Source organism: Pseudaminobacter salicylatoxidans (genome assembly GCF_003148475.1).
Lineage (GTDB): Bacteria > Pseudomonadota > Alphaproteobacteria > Rhizobiales > Rhizobiaceae > Pseudaminobacter > Pseudaminobacter salicylatoxidans.
Window position 1 is genome coordinate 361,874 of record NZ_QGGG01000002.1, and the last position, 18,626, is coordinate 380,499.

Consider the following 18,626-nt stretch of genomic DNA (forward strand, 5'->3'; position numbering starts at 1 on the left):
AGCCCCGGCATTCTACGCTGTCCAGAATGCCGGAAGCCGTCGATTTCCAGACGCCCGCACAATGAAAACAGGCCGCCGGAACAATTACCGACGGCCTGCCGAATTTCAGAACCTGCAAATAGGGTCAGGCTTCACCAGCCTCGTCGAAATCGTCTTCCCTGCCCTCATCGAGCATCTTTTCGGCAATCAGGCCGGCATTCTGGCGCAGCGCCATCTCGATCTCGCGCGCCGTGTCGGGATTGTCGCGCAGGAACGTCTTGGCGTTCTCACGCCCCTGGCCGAGCCGCTGCGAATTGTAGGAGAACCACGCGCCCGACTTCTCGACCACGCCGGCCTTGACGCCCAGGTCGATCAGTTCACCGGTCTTGGACACGCCCTCGCCATACATGATGTCGAACTCCACCTGCTTGAAGGGCGGTGCAAGCTTGTTCTTCACGACCTTCACGCGGGTCTGGTTGCCGACGACCTCGTCGCGGTCCTTGACCGAGCCGATGCGGCGGATGTCGAGGCGCACCGAGGCGTAGAATTTCAGCGCATTGCCACCCGTGGTCGTCTCGGGCGAGCCGAACATCACGCCGATCTTCATGCGGATCTGGTTGATGAAGATGACCATGGTGTTGGAGCGCGAAATGGTCGCGGTGAGCTTGCGCAGCGCCTGGCTCATCAGGCGGGCTTGCAGGCCGGGCAGCGAATCGCCCATCTCGCCCTCGATTTCGGCGCGCGGCGTCAACGCGGCGACCGAGTCGACCACCAGCACGTCGATGGCGCCCGAGCGCACCAGTGTGTCGCAGATTTCCAGCGCCTGCTCGCCCGTGTCGGGCTGCGAGATCAGCAGGTTTTCCAGATCGACGCCCAGCTTGCGGGCATAGACGGGGTCGAGCGCATGTTCGGCGTCCACGAAGGCGCAAATGCCGCCCTTCTTCTGCGCTTCCGCCACGGTGTGCAGCGCCAGCGTGGTCTTGCCCGAGCTTTCCGGGCCGTAAATCTCGATGATGCGGCCACGCGGCAGGCCACCGACGCCGAGCGCGATGTCGAGCCCGAGCGAGCCGGTCGGAACCGTTTCGATCTCTACGATCTTCTCATTCGCGCCGAGGCGCATGATCGAGCCCTTGCCGAAAGCGCGCTCGATTTGCGACAGCGCAGCATCCAGAGCTTTTGATTTGTCCACCGAATTGTCCTCAACAAGCCGCAACGAATTCTGAGCCATGATACATTACCCCTTGGGCGTCAATGAAGGCTGGAAGTTCCCCCTTCTTTATATTGCTTGTACCTCTTTTGTTCTCTTTTTGCAATAGGACTTAACATATTGAAGAAAAATGGAATTCCAAATTTGTTCCATTTTTGTACGCGACAATTGCCTTTTGCGTTCACGCAGTTGTGCGCGTGTGCGGCGACCCTGGCTCGCGAAATGTGCGATTCGCCGGAACGCATTGCCCGGCGCGCGGCAAGGCCATAATGTCCGCGACGGTTCGTTTGGACAGGACACAGGCATGAAATCTCCCGGAATTCTGGCGTTCGGCGGCGCGCATGTGGATCGGCGCGGCCAGGTCAGCGGCGTCTATGTTCCCGGCGCATCGAACCCCGGCACCATGCGCGAGGATGTCGGCGGCGGCGTCTTCAATGCGCTGCGCAACACCGTGCGCCGTGGCGCGAAAGCCTCCCTGATGTCGGTGCGCGGCGGCGATGCGGCCGGCGACATGGTGGCGCGCGCCATCGCCGAGGAAGGCATCACCGACCTTTCGGCGGTGTTTCTCGACCGCACCACGCCGAGCTACACGGCAATCCTCGATCGCGACGGGGACGTCATCACCGGCTTTGCCGACATGACGCTCTATGAGATGGCGTTTCCCAGGCAGATGCGCCGCGCGAAAATCCGCGAGGCGGTTGCCGGCGCGGAAGCGATATTGTGCGACTGCAACCTGCCTGCCGATGCCCTGCGCGACCTGATCGACCTTGTCTCGGGCAAGCCGGTCTTTGTCATCGCTGTCTCGCCGGCCAAAGTGGTGCGCCTGAACGGCCTGTTCCCCGGCCTCGCCTGCCTGTTCATGAACCGCCGCGAAATCCGCGCGCTGGCCGAAACCGACGACACCGACATTGCGACCGCTATTCAGGTGCTGCGCCGGCGCGGCCTCGCGCGGGGTGTCGTCACCGCCGGCGAAAGCTCGGTCATCGGCTTCGACGGCGACGAGCTGTTTTCCATCACGCCGCCAGCGGCGCGCAAGGTGGTGGACGTGACCGGCGCGGGCGATGCGCTGGCCGGGGCCGCCACGGTTGCCATGCTGCGCGGCCTGCCGCTGCGCGAGGCGTTGCGCGAAGGCGTTGCAGCCGCCGTGTTGGCAGTGGAAAGCGACAAATCCGTGCCGGATTTGTCGGCGAAGGAATTTGCCGCAGTGCTGTCCCTTGTGCCGGAGGCCAGGGAACTGCATGAAGGCGCCCAAACCGGAGACATCACATGACGCCAGAAACCGCCCGTCCCTTCATCGACATCCACGCGCCGGTCGCCGAGGCGCTCGCTTCCGGCAAGCCGGTGGTGGCGCTGGAAAGCACCATCATCACCCACGGCATGCCCTATCCGCAAAACAGCGAAATGGCCGCCAATGTGGAAAAGATCATCCGCAACGAAGGCGCGGTTCCGGCCACCATCGCCGTCATCGACGGCCGGTTGAAGATCGGCCTTTCCGATGCCGAGCGCGAGGCATTGGCCAAGACCACCGGCACCATGAAGCTTTCGCGCGCCGACCTCGCCTTTGCCGTGGCGCAGGGCCGCACCGGCGGCACCACCGTTGCGGGTACGATGATCGCGGCACATCTGGCCGGCATCCGCGTCTTCGCCACCGGCGGCATTGGCGGCGTCCACAAGGGCGCGGAAAAGAGCTTTGATATCTCCGCCGATCTCGACGAACTCGCCCACACGCCGGTGGTCGTTGTCTCGGCCGGGGCCAAGGCCATTCTCGACATCGAGAAGACGCTGGAAGTGCTGGAAACGCGCGGCGTGCCGGTCGTCGCCTTCGGTTCGGACGTCGTGCCCGCCTTCTGGTCGCGCGTCTCGCCTTATGCCGCCCCGCTTCGCCTCGATGCGGCCGACGACATTGCCGATTTCTTCCGCACGCGCCAGGCGCTTGGGTTCGGTGGCGGCATGCTGGTGGCTAACCCGGTGCCGGCAGCCGACGAAATCCCGGTCGAGACCATGGCCGGCTATATCGCCGCCGCGCAGCGCGATGCCGAAGCGCAGGGCATTTCGGGCAAGGAGGTCACGCCCTTCCTGCTCGCCCGCATCCTCGAACTGACCGACGGCGCGAGCCTCAAGACCAACATCGCGCTCGTGGAAAACAACGCGCGCCTCGCCGCCAAGATCGCCAAGGCGCTTTAAGACGCGATCGCAACCTGCTGCCCGGCTTTGAAAAAGCCGGGCAGCAGGCCACGAAATTCCGCTATTTTTCTCCGCGCAGGCCGGCCTCATAGGCCTTGCGAGCCCAGATCGTCATTTCATCAGGGTCATCGATGGCGCTTTCCGGAACCGTCCAATAGGGCATCGCCACCTCCTTGCCGTGGCGTGATCCGACATAGGTCCATTGCGTACACCCGGCCGCCGCGAAATCGGGGGCGCTTTCGGCATCGGCCTTGAGCATCAACTCGCCACGGATCTCGATGGCGAAGATGATGCCGTTGAAATAGATGCCCTTGCCGCCGAACAGCCGGCGCACGCTGATGGGGCCGAGACCGGCGAAGAGATCGGCAATATCGGCTTCCGTCATCGCGCTTTATCCATTTGCTTGAGCATGACCCTTCCAAGGATGGCCCCGGACTTTCCAGGATCATGCTCTAAATCCTTGCAAGGCCAACCGTTGCGAAGAGGAAAGCACCGATGCCGATGTTGCTCAAGGGATCATGCAGTTGTGGAGCCGTTCATTTCGAGGTGCGGAGCCACACGCCCGTGCCCTACCAGTATTGCTACTGCTCGATATGCCGAAAGCAGCAGGGCGGCGGAGGCTATACGATCAACCTCGCGGGGATTTCACAAACGCTGAAAGTGACGGGCGAAAAGCATCTCGGCCTTTATCGCGCGACCATTTGCGACGAGGAACGGCCGACACCGGAAGTTTCCAGTGGCGAGCGCCGCTTCTGCCGCGAATGCGGCGCAGCACTTTGGCTCCACGATCCGACCTGGCCGGAACTGGTGCATCCCTTCGCCTCGGCTATTGACAGCGAACTGCCCAAGGCGCCGCAGCGCGTCCACCTGATGCTGAAATACAAGGCGTCCTGGGTGGAGCCGGACATCAGGCCGGGGGACCTGACCTTCGACCTCTACCCGCACGAATCGATTGCCGACTGGCACAAGCGCCTGCGGCTATGGGTGGAATGAGGCCATGGAAAGCGCTCAGGCCGCGTCGGTGGCGCGGGCTTCGGCAAGCTGTTTCAGGTCGGCGGGCTTCAGTTCGACCGATTCACCGCAGCCGCAGGCCGAACTCTGGTTCGGATTGGTGAAAGTGAAGCCGGTACGCAGCGTCGTCACCTCGAAATCCATCTCGGTGCCGAGCAGGAAAAGGGCTGCTTCCGGCGCGACATAGACATGCGCGCCATCGCGCTCGATATGGTCGTCCCCCGGGTTAGGCTCGGTCACGAGGTCGATCGTGTATTCCATGCCCGCGCAGCCGCCCTTCTTGATGCCCAGGCGAATGCCCCTGGCATTGTCGCGCGAGGCAACGATCTCATTGACGCGGGCGGCGGCCCGCTCGGTCATGTTGATGACGGCAAAGCGTCCCATATTTCAGTCTCCATGCCGGGCGGGTTCAAGGCCCGCCGGATCGATATGCTCAGGATGGCGAAGAAACCGGTTTCGTTCAAGCCCCATGCCTGATGGCGCGCCACGTCCGGTCAGTACCAGCCGACCGCGATCTGCGCTTCCTCCGACATGCGGTCCGGCGTCCACGGCGGATCGAAGACCATGCTGACCTCGACATCCGAAACGCCTTCCACCGCGCCGACGGCGTTCTGCACCCAGCCGGGCATCTCGCCGGCCACCGGGCAACCGGGCGCGGTCAGCGTCATGTCGATCTTCACCGAGCGGTCGTCCTCGATGTCGATCTTGTAGATGAGGCCGAGTTCGTAGATGTCGGCGGGGATTTCCGGATCGTAAACGGTCTTCAGCGCCGAAATGATGTCGTCGGTCAGCCGCACAAGCTCTTCCGCGGGAATCGCGGAAACCTGTGCTGCGTTGCCGTCCTGCCCGTCGGCCGGGCTCGTTTCGATTGCTGCTGCGCTTGCGTCTTCCATCGCGGTCACCCGAAGAATTTGCGCGCTTTTTCAAGCGCCTCGGCCAATGCATCCACTTCGGCCATGGTATTGTACATACCGAACGATGCCCTGCATGTGGAGGTTACGCCGAAGCGTTTCAACAGCGGCTGCGCGCAATGCGTGCCGGCCCGCACGGCAACGCCCTGACGATCGATCACCATCGAAACGTCGTGCGCATGGATGCCCTCAAGCTCGAACGACACGATTGCGCCCTTGCCCGGCGCATCACCGATGATGCGCAGCGAATTGATGGCGCGCAGGCGCTCATGCGCATAGGTCTTGAGATCGGCTTCATGCGCGGCAATCGCCTCACGGCCGATCTTTTCCACATATTCCAGCGACGCGCCGAGCCCGATTGCCTGCACGATGGGCGGCGTGCCGGCCTCGAAGCGGTGCGGAGGCTCGTTGTAGGTGACGAAATCTTCCGTCACCTCCTCGATCATCTCGCCGCCGCCCTGGAAGGGGCGCATGCGCTCCAGCATCTCGCGCTTGCCGTAAAGCGCGCCGATGCCGCTCGGCCCATAGACCTTGTGGCCGGTGAGAACATAGAAATCGCAATCGAGGTCGCGCACGTCCACCGGCAGGTGAACCGCGCCCTGGCTGCCATCCACCAGCACCGGAATGCCGCGCGCATGGGCGATCTTCACGATCTCCTTGATCGGCGTGACGGTGCCCAGCACGTTCGACATATGCGTGATGGCGACCAGCTTCGTGCGGTCTGTCAGGCGCTTTTCGAATTCCTCGATCTGGAAGGCGCCCTGATCGTCCACCGGCACCCAGACCAGCTTCGCGCCCTGACGCTCGCGAATGAAATGCCAGGGCACGATGTTGGAGTGATGCTCCATGATCGACAGCACGATCTCGTCGCCCTCGCCGATATTGGGCATGCCGAAACCGTAGGCGACCGTGTTGATCGCCTCGGTCGCCGAGCGGGTGAAGACGATCTCGTCAACGCTGCCCGCATTCAGGAAACGCCGAACGGTTTCGCGCGCCTTCTCATAGGCGTCGGTCGCGGCGTTGGAGAGGAAGTGCAGGCCGCGATGCACATTGGCGTATTCGTTGGCATAGGCATGGTTCACCGCATCCAGCATGGCCTGCGGCTTCTGGGCCGAAGCGCCATTGTCGAGGTAAACCAGGGGTTTGCCGTAAACCTCTCGCGAAAGGATGGGAAAGTCGCGGCGGATCGCCTCGACGTCATAACCCTCAACGATTTTCGCCGGTGCGTTCATGGCTCACCCGTGTGTCTGGAACCAGTTGTCGAGCAGCACTTCCAGTGCATCGACCACGGGCTCGTCTTCCAGTTCCTCGATGACCTCGGCCAGGAATGCCTTGACCAGGAGGCCGCGCGCCGTCTTCTCGTCGATGCCGCGCGCCATCAGGTAGAAGAGATGGTTGCGGTTGATCTCGGTGACGGTGGCGCCATGGCCGCACTGCACGTCGTCGGCGAAGATTTCCAGTTCCGGCTTGGTCGAGAACTCGCCGTCATCGGACAGAAGCAGCGTGTTGCATGCCATGCGCGCATCGGTCTTCTGCGCATATTGCGCGACATTGATGCGGCCCTGGAAAACGCCATGCGCGTTGCCGGTCACGACATTGCGGATCACTTCCGTCGAGCTGGTATTGGGCACGGAATGGTCGAGCACCATGGTTACGTCGGTGTGGCTGTCGGCGGCCAGCAGGTTGACCCCGCGCAGCGTGAAGACCGCCCCTTCGCCCTTGGTATTGACGAGGATCTCCTCGCGGACCAGCTTGCCGCCGGCGTTCATGATGAACAGCGTCAGCTTCGCGTCCTTGCCGATCTCGGCCTTGAACTGGGAAAGTTGCGTCATGCTTTCGGGCTGATCCTGAACGATCACCCACAGCACTTCCGCACCCTCGTCGAGCGTGAGCTGGCTGACCGAGCTGACGAAGGCGTTCTCGCCGTCGCCGGTCTGGCGTTCCACCAGTGTCGCCTTGGCGCCGGTGCCGACCCGCACGGGAAAACGCACATGCGCCTGGCCGCCGCCCTGCACATTCTGCAGTTCCAGCGGCGCTGCAAGCTGCGTTCCGGCGGCGATGTCGACGAAATAGCCATCGACCACGAAGGCGACGTTCACCGCGCCGATCGCATCGTCGGCGCGATCCAGATCGAGCGCGGGCGCAAAGCTGCCGTCGATAAGCTTGTCGGCAAGCGACTGGACGGTGACGCCCTCGATCGAGGGCAGCTTCTTCACCGAGGCGCCGTTGAGCATCGGCAATACCGCCGAGCCCTCGAACACAGGTGCGACGGCCCTGGGCCGCGCGGTTTCGTCATAAGCGGGAACCGATGACAGCAGGCGGCGCAGGTCGGTGTAGTGCCACGCCTCGACGCGCTTGGTGGGCAGGCCCACCTTCAGCGCCTCGATGGCATTGTCGCGCTTGACCATCACGTCGCCATCGCCCGGCAGCAGCGAAAGCCGCTCGCCGAACGCATCGATCAGAGCCGTTTCGGCCGCCGTGCGCTGGGGAGTTGCGTGTATGTTCATCACTGTCACCTATGCGGCCTCTTCGATGATCCCGGCATAGCCGTTTTCTTCCAGCTCATAGGCGAGCGACTTGTCGCCCGACTTGATGACCTGGCCCTTGTAGAGCACGTGCACGGCATCCGGCACGATATAATCGAGCAGGCGCTGGTAGTGGGTGATGACCACGATGGAGCGATCCGGCGAACGGAGCTGGTTGACGCCATCGGCCACGATCTTCAGCGCGTCGATGTCGAGGCCGGAATCGGTCTCGTCCAGCACGCACAGCTTCGGCTCCAGGAGCTTCATCTGCAGGATTTCGGCGCGCTTCTTCTCGCCGCCCGAAAAGCCGACATTGAGCGGGCGCTTCAGCATGCCCATGTCCATGTCGAGTTCGCCGGCGGCCTGCTTCACGCGTTTCAGCAGATCCGGGATCGACAGCGGGTCCTCGCCGCGCGCCTTGCGCTGGGCGTTCATCGCCACCTTCAGAAACTCCATGGTCGCCACGCCCGGTATCTCCATCGGATACTGGAACGCAAGGAACACACCGGTGGCGGCACGCTCGGCCGGGTCCATTTCGAGGATCGACTCGCCATTGTAGAGAATCTCGCCCTCGGTCACCTCATAGTCCGGGCGGCCGGCCAGCACATAGGACAGCGTCGACTTGCCCGAGCCGTTCGGGCCCATGATGGCGGCAACTTCGCCGTCTTTAACCGTCAGGTTCAGCCCACGGATGATCTCGACGCCGCTTTCGGCAACACGGGCATGCAGGTTCTTGATTTCAAGCATTTTTTCTTCTTCCTGAATTCCAAAATCCGGTCAGCCGACCGATCCTTCGAGGCTGATGCCGATGAGCTTCTGCGCCTCCACGGCGAACTCCATCGGCAGCTCCTGGATGACTTCCTTCACGAAGCCGTTGACGATAAGCGCAATCGCTTCTTCCTCGGGAATGCCGCGCTGCATGACGTAGAACTTCTGGTCCTCGGAAATCTTCGAGGTGGTCGCCTCATGCTCGAATTGTGCGGTCGAGTTCTTCGCTTCCATGTAGGGCACGGTGTGCGCGCCGCACTGGTCGCCGATCAGGAGCGAGTCGCAATTGGTGAAGTTGCGCGCGTTCTCGGCCTTGCGGTGGGCCGAAACCTGTCCGCGATAGGTGTTCTGCGAGAAGCCCGCCGCGATGCCCTTGGAGATGATCCGGCTCTTGGTGTTCTTGCCCAGATGGATCATCTTGGTGCCGGAATCGACCTGCTGGTAGCCGTTCGAAACCGCGATCGAGTAGAACTCGCCCTGGCTGTCGTCGCCGCGCAGGATGCAGCTCGGATACTTCCAGGTGATTGCCGAACCCGTCTCCACCTGCGTCCAGGAGATTTTCGAGCGCGCGCCACGGCAATCGCCACGCTTGGTGACGAAGTTGTAGATGCCGCCCTTGCCCTGGGAATCGCCCGGATACCAGTTCTGCACCGTCGAATATTTGATCTCGGCATCGTCCAGCGCGATCAGTTCGACCACGGCCGCGTGAAGCTGGTTCTCGTCGCGCTGGGGAGCAGTACAGCCCTCCAGATAGGAGACGTAAGCCCCCTCTTCCGCGATGATCAGCGTGCGCTCGAACTGGCCGGTGTTGCGCTCGTTGATGCGGAAATAGGTCGACAGCTCCATCGGGCAGCGAACGCCCTTGGGCACGTAGACGAAGGAACCGTCGGTGAACACCGCCGAATTCAGCGTCGCGTAGAAATTGTCCGTCGTGGGAACAACCGTGCCGAGATACTTCTTCACCAGTTCCGGATGCTCGCGAATGGCTTCCGAAATCGAGCAGAAGATGACGCCGGCCTTGGCCAGCTCTTCCTTGAAAGTGGTGACGACCGACACCGAGTCGAACACGGCATCCACCGCCACGCGGCCGGACTTGTAGACGTTGTCGCCGATCTCGTCGAACTCGCCCGGCTTCTGCACGCCGGCAAGGATCTCCTGCTCGCGCAGCGGAATGCCGAGCTTCTCATAGGTCCTGAGCAGTTCGGGATCGACCTCGTCCAGCGACTTCGGTCCCGACTGGTTCTTCGGTGCCGCGTAGTAATGAATGTCCTGAAAATCGATCTTCGGATATTCGACGCGCGCCCAGGTCGGCTCCTCGAGCGTCAGCCAGCGGCGGAATGCGCCAAGGCGCCATTCCAGCATCCACTCGGGCTCGTTCTTCTTTTCGGAAATGAAACGGATGATGTCTTCATTCAGGCCCTTGGGAGCCTTTTCCGTCTCAATCTCGGTCTCGAAACCGTATTTATACTGGTCCACATCGATCTTGCGGACCTGCTCGATCGTTTCCTGCACTGCAGGCATCAGCGTTCTCCATCCACGCCGGAGTCAAGGTCCGGCAGTTTTCAAACTATGGCACCGCAGCGCGGCGTAAGTTCCATATAGTGTATCCGGCCGGGAAATTCATCCGCTGAAAGCGCCGCAGGCGCCCCGAGATACACCGACTTCTTGGTCCGACGACCAAATTGCCTGCCGCCTATGCGGCTTGCGGCTTTCCGGCACGCCGCGCCAGCAAACTGGACAGCGCCGCCGTGAATTGTTGAACCTCGGCCCGCGTGGTCGCGAGGCCGACCGAAACGCGCAGCGCGCCTTCCGGATTTTCATGTCCCATGGCCTTCAGCACGTGGCTGGGGCCGACCTTGCCCGAAGAGCAGGCCGAACCTGCCGACAGCGCAACGCCGGCGAGGTCGAAAGCGATCTGCGCGGTTTCCGACTTGATGCCGGGGATTGCGAAGAAAGTCGTATTTGCAAGGCGCGCGGCCTGCCGCCCGAAGATTTCCGCATCCGGTGCGCGCGAGAGAACGGAAGCCTCGATCTCGTCACGCAGGTCACAGATCTCGTTCACGCCAGCGAGCGCTTCCAACGCCTGTGCCGCAGCTGCGCCAAAACCGGCAATCGCGGCAAGGTTTTCAGTACCGGCCCTGAAGCCCTTTTCCTGGCCGCCGCCGACGACCAACGGCTTCGGCATCATCAGGTCCGAACACGCAACGAAAGCGCCCGCACCCTGGGGGCCGCCGATCTTGTGTGAAGACAGGATCAGGAAATCGATATAACCGGCCGAAATATCGAGCGGAATCCGGCCAGCGGCCTGAACCGCATCGGCCACGAGCACGCCACCGGCTTCCTTGACGATCCTGCCGATCTCTTCGAGCGGCTGGACAACGCCGGTTTCGTTGTTGGCCGCATGGATAGCCACCAGCGGCAGGCCCTCGGCCTTGTCATGCGCGGCAAGCATCGCGGCAAGCGCCTCAAGATCGAGGATGCCGTCCGCGTTCACGCCGACATGCGCGGTGCGCTCTGCCCCGAAACGGCCGCCATTCAGCAGGCAAGGATGATCGGCGGCACTGACATAGACCTTGCCCATGCGCAGGCGCGCACGCCCCATCTGCCACTCCGGCGTCAGCAGCGTGGTCGCCGCTTCCGTCGCGCCCGAGGTGAAGACGACATGTTCGGCCTGGCCATTGACCAGCGCAGCGACGTTACGGCGGGCATCTTCGATGATGCGGCGCGCCGCCCGCCCCTCGCTGTGGACGGACGAGGCATTGGCCGCAGAATCCAGCGCCGCAAGCATCGCCGCACGCGCCAATGGCAGCAGCGGAGCGCTCGCATTATAATCCAGATAGGCGCGGGTGGCGGCCATACGTGCTCGATCGATCCTTTAAGTCAACATTCGGGCGGCTCGAACGTTATTTCCTTGAAATTACAAGGCCAGACGTCCTATCTACCCGCTTTGCCAAAGCGGTGGTGACCCACCGACTTTTGAACAATTCTAAACTAGCTTGTAAGAACACGCATATCGCGCGTCAAGACCAGCGGCGAGAATTGTTTCGATTGGCAGTCAAGTTTTGCGCGAGTCAAGTGGAGTCATTCATGCCTGAGGTCATTTTCGCCGGTCCGGCGGGTCGTCTGGAAGGCCGCTACCAGCCGTCGAAAGAGAAGAACGCGCCGATCGCGATCATCCTGCATCCGCACCCCCAGTTCGGCGGAACGATGAACAACAAGATCGTCTACGACCTCTTTTATATGTTCCAGAAGCGGGATTTCACCACCCTGCGCTTCAATTTCCGCGGCATCGGCCGCAGCCAGGGCGAATTCGATCACGGCACCGGTGAACTGTCGGACGCCGCGGCCGCCCTCGACTGGATCCAGGCGCTGCATCCCGATTCGAAATCCTGCTGGGTAGCCGGCTATTCCTTCGGCGCCTGGATCGGCATGCAGCTCCTGATGCGTCGCCCGGAGATCGAAGGTTTTATCTCGGTCGCGCCGCAGCCCAACACCTACGACTTCTCGTTCCTGGCGCCCTGCCCGTCTTCCGGCCTCATCATCCATGGCGACGCCGACAAGGTGGCCCCGCCCAAGGACGTGCAGGGTCTGGTCGACAAGCTGCACACCCAGAAGGGCATCACCATCACCCAGAAGACCATTCCGGGCGCCAACCACTTCTTTGCCAATCACAGCGAAGTTCTGATCGAGGAATGCGCCGACTATCTCGACCGGCGTCTCGCCGGCGAGCTGGCCGACCCGCGCCCGAAGCGCCTCAGATAATCTGACAAAGGAACGCAGCCATGTACCAGCCGCCTCATTTCGTGGAAACCCGGCTGGACGTGCTGCATGCGCTGATCCGCGCGCACCCGCTCGGCCTGCTCATTTCCAACGGCACGGAAGATGGCATCACGGCCAATCCCGTGCCGTTTTTACTGGATGCCGGGTCCGCGCCTCACGGCAGGCTGCGGGCGCATATGGCCAAGGCCAACGGCCAGTGGCGGCAGATCGCTGAAAACCCGGATGCGCCGGTTCTTGTCGTCTTCCAGGGCGTTGACACCTATGTCACGCCCTCCTGGTACGAGACCAAGCGGGAGACCGGCAAGGTGGTGCCGACCTGGAACTACGCCATGGTGCAGGTGCGCGGCCGGGCGCGGGTGATCGACGACGCCAGTTGGCTCGCTGGTCAGGTGTCCGAACTGACCACCGCCCACGAAGCGGACCGGGCGGAACCATGGGCCGTGACGGATGCACCCGAGACATTTGTCCGGTCGCAGCTCAAGGGCATCATCGGCCTCGAAATCGAGATCGCCGAAATCTCCGGCAAGTGGAAGGTCAGCCAGAATCGCCCTGTCGCCGACCGTTCCGGCGTCGCCGGCGGGCTCGATACCGAGCCCTCGCCCCAGGCGGAAGAGATGGCCAGGCTGGTGCGCTCCTATGGCGGGCTTCAAAACGGGTAATCCGACGCGAATTTTACCCAAAACGCGATCCGGATCGTACAAATCAGCGGCCGATCAGCGCGTCGATTGAGTCATTTTGCCTGCCGTTCTTGTGATTCTGCGCCGCCGGGTGCTAAACGGCAGCAGTCAAATTTGCCGCGCCGTATGAGAGGCCCGGTTTCTCTCGGGAAAAGAAAGATATGTCCGCCTTTAAATCCGACTTCCTGCGCATCCTTTCCGAGCGCGGCTTCGTCCACCAGATGTCCGACGAATCCGGCCTCGACAAGCTTTTCGCGACGGAAACGGTTTCGGCCTATATCGGCTTCGACCCGACTGCGCCCAGCCTGCATGCGGGCGGCCTCATCCAGATCATGATGCTTTACTGGATGCAGCAGACCGGGCACCGGCCGATCGCCCTGATGGGCGGCGGCACCGGCATGGTCGGCGACCCGTCCTTCAAGGACGAGGCCCGCAAGCTGATGACCACCGACACGATCCAGTCGAACATCGACAGCATCAAGAAGGTCTTCTCCAACTACCTGACCTTCGGCGAAGGCCCGTGCGATGCGCTGATGGTCAACAATGCCGACTGGCTGCGGCCGCTCAATTACCTCGAATTCCTGCGCGATGTAGGCCAGCACTTCTCGGTCAACCGCATGCTGAGCTTCGATTCGGTGAAGCTGCGCCTCGACCGCGAGCACTCGCTGTCCTTCCTCGAATTCAACTACATGATCCTGCAGGCCTACGACTTCGTGGAACTCAGCAAGCGCTACGGCGTGCGCCTCCAGATGGGCGGCTCGGACCAGTGGGGCAACATCGTCAACGGCATCGACCTCGGCCATCGCATGAACACGCCGCAGCTCTATGCGCTGACCTCGCCGCTGCTCACCACCGCGTCGGGCGCGAAGATGGGCAAGTCGCTGAATGGCGCCGTGTGGCTCAACGCCGACATGCTCTCGGCCTATGATTTCTGGCAATACTGGCGCAACACCGAAGACGCCGATGTCGAGCGCTTCCTGAAACTCTACACCGCCCTGCCCCTCGATGAGGTCGCCCGTCTGGGCAAGCTCGGCGGCTCGGAGATCAACGACGCCAAGAAGGTGCTGGCCACCGAGGTGACGGCGATGCTGCACGGCCGCGAAGCCGCCGAGCAGGCCGCCGAAACCGCCCGCAAGACCTTCGAGGAAGGCGCTTTCGCCGACACGCTGCCGACCGTCGAGATCGCACAGGACGAGTTGCAGGCAGGCATCGGCCTGCTGGCGCTGTTCGTCACCGCCGGTCTTGCAGGCTCCAACGGCGAGGCCCGCCGCCATGTGCAAGGTGGTGCCGTGCGCCTCAACGATACGCCCGTGTCGGACGAGCGCCGCATGGTCACCACAGCCGACCTGACCGCCGATGGCGTGCTAAAACTCTCGCTTGGCAAGAAGAAGCACATTCTGGTCCGGCCGGCCTGACCGGAACCGGGATCGCGAAGCACAGGAGCCCGCCGACGCATTGCGCCGGCGGGCTTTTCATTTGCGGCGGATTTCTCCGGCGCGATCCAAGGGTGAGGATATGGCTACCCGATCAAAAGCAGTCCATATGCGATAAATCTGGCCGATCCTCGCCCGCGCCGCGAGCGGGCAGTCCTACTGAAACTCGAAAATCGAGCGGAAAATGCCCGGCGCTATCACCGACAACGGGTTGATCTCCAGATTGGGCGACTTCGAGTTGCCATGAAGCTTGTAGGTCACGCCGATCAGGCCACGGTCGCGACCATTGCCGAGAATGGCCCCGACGATGGGGATTTCCCCGAAAATGCGGTTCAGCCCATAGGCGGGCATGAAGGTGCCGGTCATGGCCATATTGCCGTTCTGATCGTAGAGCGTGCCCTGGAACGTCGTGCCGATCAACGGTCCGCGCAGCACGCCATTGCCGATCTTCAGGTAGCCCGGCCCCTTCTCGATCTGCGCCGAGCCACGCTCGAACTGGACGCGCGACGTGTCGATGTCGCTCTTGACCGCCTGGTTCAGGCTGCGCCGATCGCCCGGTGGGGTGGTCGATACGATCGAGGCGAGCTTCGGCTCGTTGACGACCCAGAAATTGCTGGCGTCGACGCGGCCGCGCATGGGGCCGCCGCCATTGTCCGACAAGGACAGACGAATCGAACCGCCCTGCATATGGTCATAGATATTGAGGAAACGCAGGATCGCGCCCGCATCGGCGGATTGCATCTGGAGCGTATGCTGCCCGCCCTCGGTTGAATTGCGCACCGTGACCGCGCTGCCGGAGCCGGTATTGGCCGTCAGCTTCATGCCGTCTATCCGCGCGGCGGCGCCGTTGTAGCTCATGGCGACGTTGGAAAGCCGCTCGCCGCCGAAACCGGTGATCCTGTCGACATCGAGCGAGAGCGACACGGGAACGCTCGACGACGGCTTGTCGTCGCCTGCGCTGGCGGTGAACTGCTTGATGAGCGCGCGCGCATCCAGCGAGCTGCCGGTGACATTGATCGAATACCCCTTGCCCATGCGCTTCACGGACACGGCGACATTGTCGTCGCGATTGAGCCGGACGGTATCGAAACGAGCCGCGGAAAAATTGCCGTCCGCCAATGTCAACGAACCGGCGATGGCAAAGGGCTTTCCTTCCAGCCGGAAATCGGAAAGCCTCGAAACACCCTCCGACTTGTCGAGCGTGAAGCTCAGCCTGGCTGGAATTCCCGGCCCCTTCGACCAGCCGATCCAGGGCAGGTCGAGACGGAGCGCGGTCAGATCCGCCGTGACGTCCTGCCGCTGCGCGTCCCCGGCCATTTGCAGGTCGAGCCGCAGCGTGCCTTTCATCAGGCCTGCAAGGCCCGGTGCCTGCGCCTCGCGCGTCTTGTCATCGAGCACGAGCGTCACGTTGCGCTCCCGCTTCGGCCCGTTCTTACCCAGCGGCTCGACCAGGGCGACTTCCGCCGGGATGCCGTTGAGCTTGGCCTTGGCGTCGATGACCGCCCTGTCCGGCTCGATGGTGATGCTTCCGGTGGCGTCGCTGATCTTCTGGTCGTCCAGCGGCTTGGCGAGAGACAGCCCCTCATAGTCCAGCACCACGCGCCAATCGAGCTGGTCGGTGGCCATTCCCTTTTGCAGCGGAATATCGGCCGTGACATGCCCGCTCACGCTGCCGCTGAAATCGTCCGGCTTCATCTTGAGGAAGCGCATCGCGTCGATGGGCTCGTATGAGGCCAATTCGGTAATCGCGTCAGCATCTCCGGCAACGTCCATATCCAGCTCACCGATAAGCGGCGGGCGGTTGGCATGGGCAATGCGCATGGTGCCATTGCGCGCGTCCACGGTCCTGCCGCTCGGCAGATAGACCGTTCCCGAGCGCAGCGAGACGTCGACATCGTTGCCCTTGAATTCCACCATGCCGATCGCGTCGCGAACGGGAGGAATCACCCCGGCAGTGTCGAAACGCGTATCTTCCACCTCGAAACGGCCGGACACTTCATCGGCGCTCAGCGACACGCCATTTCCCAGCCGATCCGGCGGCACCTGGAAGTGGACCAGCCCATCCACAACCCGGCCGCCGAAGAGATGGTCCATAACCCAGTGGCGCGCGCCCTTGGCGGAAAACCACGGCCACAATTGCTTGACATGCGACACCTGCATGTCATGCACCTGAAGGTCGAGCGCGATGCCCGGCACCCTGCTGCCGGAAAAGTCGAAGGATGCGCTTCCCAGCGCCTCTCCCGGACCGCTTTTGACAGCTATCTGGTCCGCGACCAGCAACATCTTGTCGGCATCGAAAGTGCCGCTGATGCGCGCCAGGAAATCCAGTGCCGGTTCCGGCGAATCCGTCGGCGCGACCCGCGTTCTGGTGCTGACGAGTTCATAGCGATAGAGCGGAACAGCGTCCTTGCCCGCCACCGCCGGACGAGGGCCGACGGCCCCGTTGAACTCCAGGTCGCTGCGGCCGGTGGTTATGCGCAGCCGATCGATCTCCAGCTTGTCGGAACCGGCCGCCAGCGTGGCATTCAGCTCCACGTCCCCCTCGAAGGTGCCGTCCTTGTCGAGATCCACGACCAGATCGCCGAGCGTCACTGCCGCAGTCAGCCGGTCGGGGTCCGATCCGATGCCCTCGTGACCGGCAATGGCAAGCTTGAGCGAACCGAGCGAATTTGCGTTCCCATCGGGATCAGCCGGTGTCGGCGGCGTCACTACGACCGGGGCGTCCGCGTTGATCTCCAGCCTTTTGATACGCCCCGAGACCGTGTCTCGCGCCGAGGTCCCCGTGAGCGCGACGCTCCGGCCGTCGATGTCCACCTCCCCCGAAAAGCTCATCTCGCCGGGCGCGCCGGCCGTCAGCCGCGCGTGTTCCACCAGGATCGTGCGCACATGGCCGTCTTCCGGCAAGGCGAACTTCACATTCTGCAGCTCGATCTGGCCTGTGGAGCCTGCCTCAAGCGCATCGAAAGCCCTGTGAACCTCGGCAAAGACGACCTGGGCCAGCTTGTCGGGGTCGATCAGCCCCCGCTCGTTCCTGAGAGCCTGCGTCCAGTCGCTGCGGTCGGAAAGAGGCATGGAGGACGCAGTCACCACCGCGTCGGAAATCTTCACGCTGCCCAGCCGGATGTTCCCGCCCATAAGCGGCAGGAACCGCAGGCCGAAACGGACCATGCCCGCTTCGACGACGGGCGCGCCGCCCTTCGCCTTCACGCTTACATCGCGAACCTCGAGCGCGACGAGCCGGGAAGCGTCGATCGACAGGCCTGCCGGCCCCATCGAGGCATCCACATCCATGCCCGCGAACGCCCGGATAGCCTTTTCCGCTTCCGTGCGCAGCGGAGCCGTGCCGATACCCGAGAGCCCGACGAAATAGAGCAGCGCGATGAACAGACAGAACGCGGCGAGCGTGCAGGCGACCGATCCGGCCGCGATCTTCGTGACGCGAGCGCGCAAGCGGCGGCGACCCTTGCGCAAATCCGGGCTTGCCGCGGAAGGAAAGGTCCCCAGATCCGCTATTTCATGACGGCGGAAACGGATCTTTTCGTGTTTTGGTACCGTGTGCTCCAAACGGAAATCCCGCCGCAACGCCTCAGTCGTGGACGAATCCGTGCACAACATTATATGTCTGAGGCTTCGCGCGTAACCTGAAACAAGGGCATTGATATGGCCGAACTGGAAGCCGGGCAAAAAGCTCCCGATTTCGACCTCCCCCGCGATGGCGGCGGCGCCTTGAAGCTTGCCGATCTCAGCGGGAAAAAGGTCGTCCTCTATTTCTATCCGAAGGACGACACCAGCGGCTGCACGGCCGAAGCAATCGATTTCTCGGCGCTGAAGCCGGAATTCGAAAAGGCCGGGGCTGCCATCATCGGCATCTCGCCGGACAGCGTTAAGAGCCACGACAAGTTCAAGTCCAAGCACAACCTTTCGGTGGAACTCGTCGCCGACGAGGAACGCAAGACCCTCGAAGCCTATGGCGTATGGGTCGAAAAGAGCATGTACGGCCGCAAATATATGGGTGTGGAGCGCTCCACCTTCCTGATCGGGCCGGACGGCAGGATCGCCAGAATCTGGCGCAAGGTGAAGGTGCCGGGCCATGCCCGGCAGGTTCTGGAAGCGGTTCAGGCACTGTGACCGCGCCGCGCCGGGTCATCCGG

General features: G+C 62.7%; 17 protein-coding genes. 7 read left to right on the plus strand and 10 right to left on the minus strand.

All coding sequences use genetic code 11. The features are described 5' to 3' along the window. Positions 1 to 124: 124 nt before the first annotated feature. Positions 125 to 1,207, minus strand: coding sequence for a recombinase RecA (recA, locus tag C7441_RS04405; protein WP_026060584.1), 1,083 nt, complete (start codon positions 1,205 to 1,207; stop codon positions 125 to 127). 283 nt (positions 1,208 to 1,490) lie between these two features. On the opposite strand from recA, the gene C7441_RS04410 reads away from it, so the two are divergent. Beyond that, entirely contained in the window at positions 1,491 to 2,456 is a 966-nt protein-coding gene (locus tag C7441_RS04410) for a carbohydrate kinase family protein (protein ID WP_109611931.1), read from the plus strand. Next, positions 2,453 to 3,370, plus strand: a complete 918-nt coding sequence (locus tag C7441_RS04415) for a pseudouridine-5'-phosphate glycosidase (protein ID WP_109611843.1) — start codon at positions 2,453 to 2,455, stop codon at positions 3,368 to 3,370. Before C7441_RS04410 ends, C7441_RS04415 begins: the two co-directional genes overlap by 4 nt. A gap of 61 nt (positions 3,371 to 3,431) precedes the next feature. On the opposite strand, the gene C7441_RS04420 is transcribed toward C7441_RS04415, so the two are convergent. After that, on the minus strand, positions 3,432 to 3,755 hold the full coding sequence (locus C7441_RS04420; RefSeq protein ID WP_109611844.1) for a TfoX/Sxy family protein: 324 nt from the start codon (positions 3,753 to 3,755) through the stop codon (positions 3,432 to 3,434). A 110-nt stretch (positions 3,756 to 3,865) separates the two neighbouring features. On the opposite strand from C7441_RS04420, the gene C7441_RS04425 reads away from it, so the two are divergent. Next, positions 3,866 to 4,363, plus strand: coding sequence for a GFA family protein (locus tag C7441_RS04425; protein WP_019173101.1), 498 nt, complete (start codon positions 3,866 to 3,868; stop codon positions 4,361 to 4,363). Between the two features lie 15 nt (positions 4,364 to 4,378). On the opposite strand, the gene sufA is transcribed toward C7441_RS04425, so the two are convergent. From sufA to C7441_RS04460, 7 genes are all read right to left on the minus strand, one after another. Continuing rightward, positions 4,379 to 4,765 carry a Fe-S cluster assembly scaffold SufA gene (gene sufA, locus C7441_RS04430; protein ID WP_019173102.1) on the minus strand — a complete coding sequence of 129 codons (387 nt, stop codon included), beginning with the start codon at positions 4,763 to 4,765 and terminating at the stop codon, positions 4,379 to 4,381. A gap of 110 nt (positions 4,766 to 4,875) precedes the next feature. Beyond that, positions 4,876 to 5,274, minus strand: a complete 399-nt coding sequence (locus tag C7441_RS04435) for an SUF system Fe-S cluster assembly protein (protein WP_109611845.1) — start codon at positions 5,272 to 5,274, stop codon at positions 4,876 to 4,878. Positions 5,275 to 5,279: 5 nt separating this feature from the next. Then, complete coding sequence (locus tag C7441_RS04440) at positions 5,280 to 6,524, minus strand: cysteine desulfurase (protein ID WP_109611846.1); 1,245 nt, start codon at positions 6,522 to 6,524, stop codon at positions 5,280 to 5,282. A 3-nt stretch (positions 6,525 to 6,527) separates the two neighbouring features. Further along, positions 6,528 to 7,799, minus strand: coding sequence for a Fe-S cluster assembly protein SufD (sufD, locus tag C7441_RS04445; protein WP_109611847.1), 1,272 nt, complete (start codon positions 7,797 to 7,799; stop codon positions 6,528 to 6,530). A 9-nt stretch (positions 7,800 to 7,808) separates the two neighbouring features. Then, a complete protein-coding gene (gene sufC, locus C7441_RS04450) occupies positions 7,809 to 8,564 on the minus strand; it encodes a Fe-S cluster assembly ATPase SufC (RefSeq protein WP_019173106.1) in 756 nt (251 codons plus the stop codon). A 30-nt stretch (positions 8,565 to 8,594) separates the two neighbouring features. Next, positions 8,595 to 10,106, minus strand: coding sequence for a Fe-S cluster assembly protein SufB (sufB, locus tag C7441_RS04455; protein ID WP_109611848.1), 1,512 nt, complete (start codon positions 10,104 to 10,106; stop codon positions 8,595 to 8,597). A 172-nt stretch (positions 10,107 to 10,278) separates the two neighbouring features. Beyond that, positions 10,279 to 11,442 carry a cysteine desulfurase family protein gene (locus C7441_RS04460; RefSeq protein ID WP_109611849.1) on the minus strand — a complete coding sequence of 388 codons (1,164 nt, stop codon included), beginning with the start codon at positions 11,440 to 11,442 and terminating at the stop codon, positions 10,279 to 10,281. 230 nt (positions 11,443 to 11,672) lie between these two features. Here C7441_RS04460 and C7441_RS04465 point away from each other — a divergent pair, with 230 nt between their 5' ends. The 3 genes from C7441_RS04465 to tyrS all read left to right on the plus strand — a co-directional run bounded on the left by C7441_RS04465 (position 11,673) and on the right by tyrS (position 14,457). Further along, complete coding sequence (locus C7441_RS04465; protein ID WP_019173110.1) at positions 11,673 to 12,347, plus strand: alpha/beta hydrolase; 675 nt, start codon at positions 11,673 to 11,675, stop codon at positions 12,345 to 12,347. A gap of 20 nt (positions 12,348 to 12,367) precedes the next feature. Then, entirely contained in the window at positions 12,368 to 13,024 is a 657-nt protein-coding gene (locus C7441_RS04470) for an FMN-binding negative transcriptional regulator (protein WP_109611850.1), read from the plus strand. A gap of 179 nt (positions 13,025 to 13,203) precedes the next feature. Beyond that, a complete protein-coding gene (gene tyrS / locus C7441_RS04475; RefSeq protein WP_109611851.1) occupies positions 13,204 to 14,457 on the plus strand; it encodes a tyrosine--tRNA ligase in 1,254 nt (417 codons plus the stop codon). Positions 14,458 to 14,631: 174 nt separating this feature from the next. Here tyrS and C7441_RS04480 read toward each other — a convergent pair whose 3' ends face one another. After that, entirely contained in the window at positions 14,632 to 17,925 is a 3,294-nt protein-coding gene (locus C7441_RS04480) for a YhdP family protein (RefSeq protein WP_483407025.1), read from the minus strand. Positions 17,926 to 18,135: 210 nt separating this feature from the next. On the opposite strand from C7441_RS04480, the gene C7441_RS04485 reads away from it, so the two are divergent. Continuing rightward, a complete protein-coding gene (locus C7441_RS04485; RefSeq protein WP_109611852.1) occupies positions 18,136 to 18,603 on the plus strand; it encodes a peroxiredoxin in 468 nt (155 codons plus the stop codon). The last annotated feature ends 23 nt before the right edge of the window (positions 18,604 to 18,626 follow it).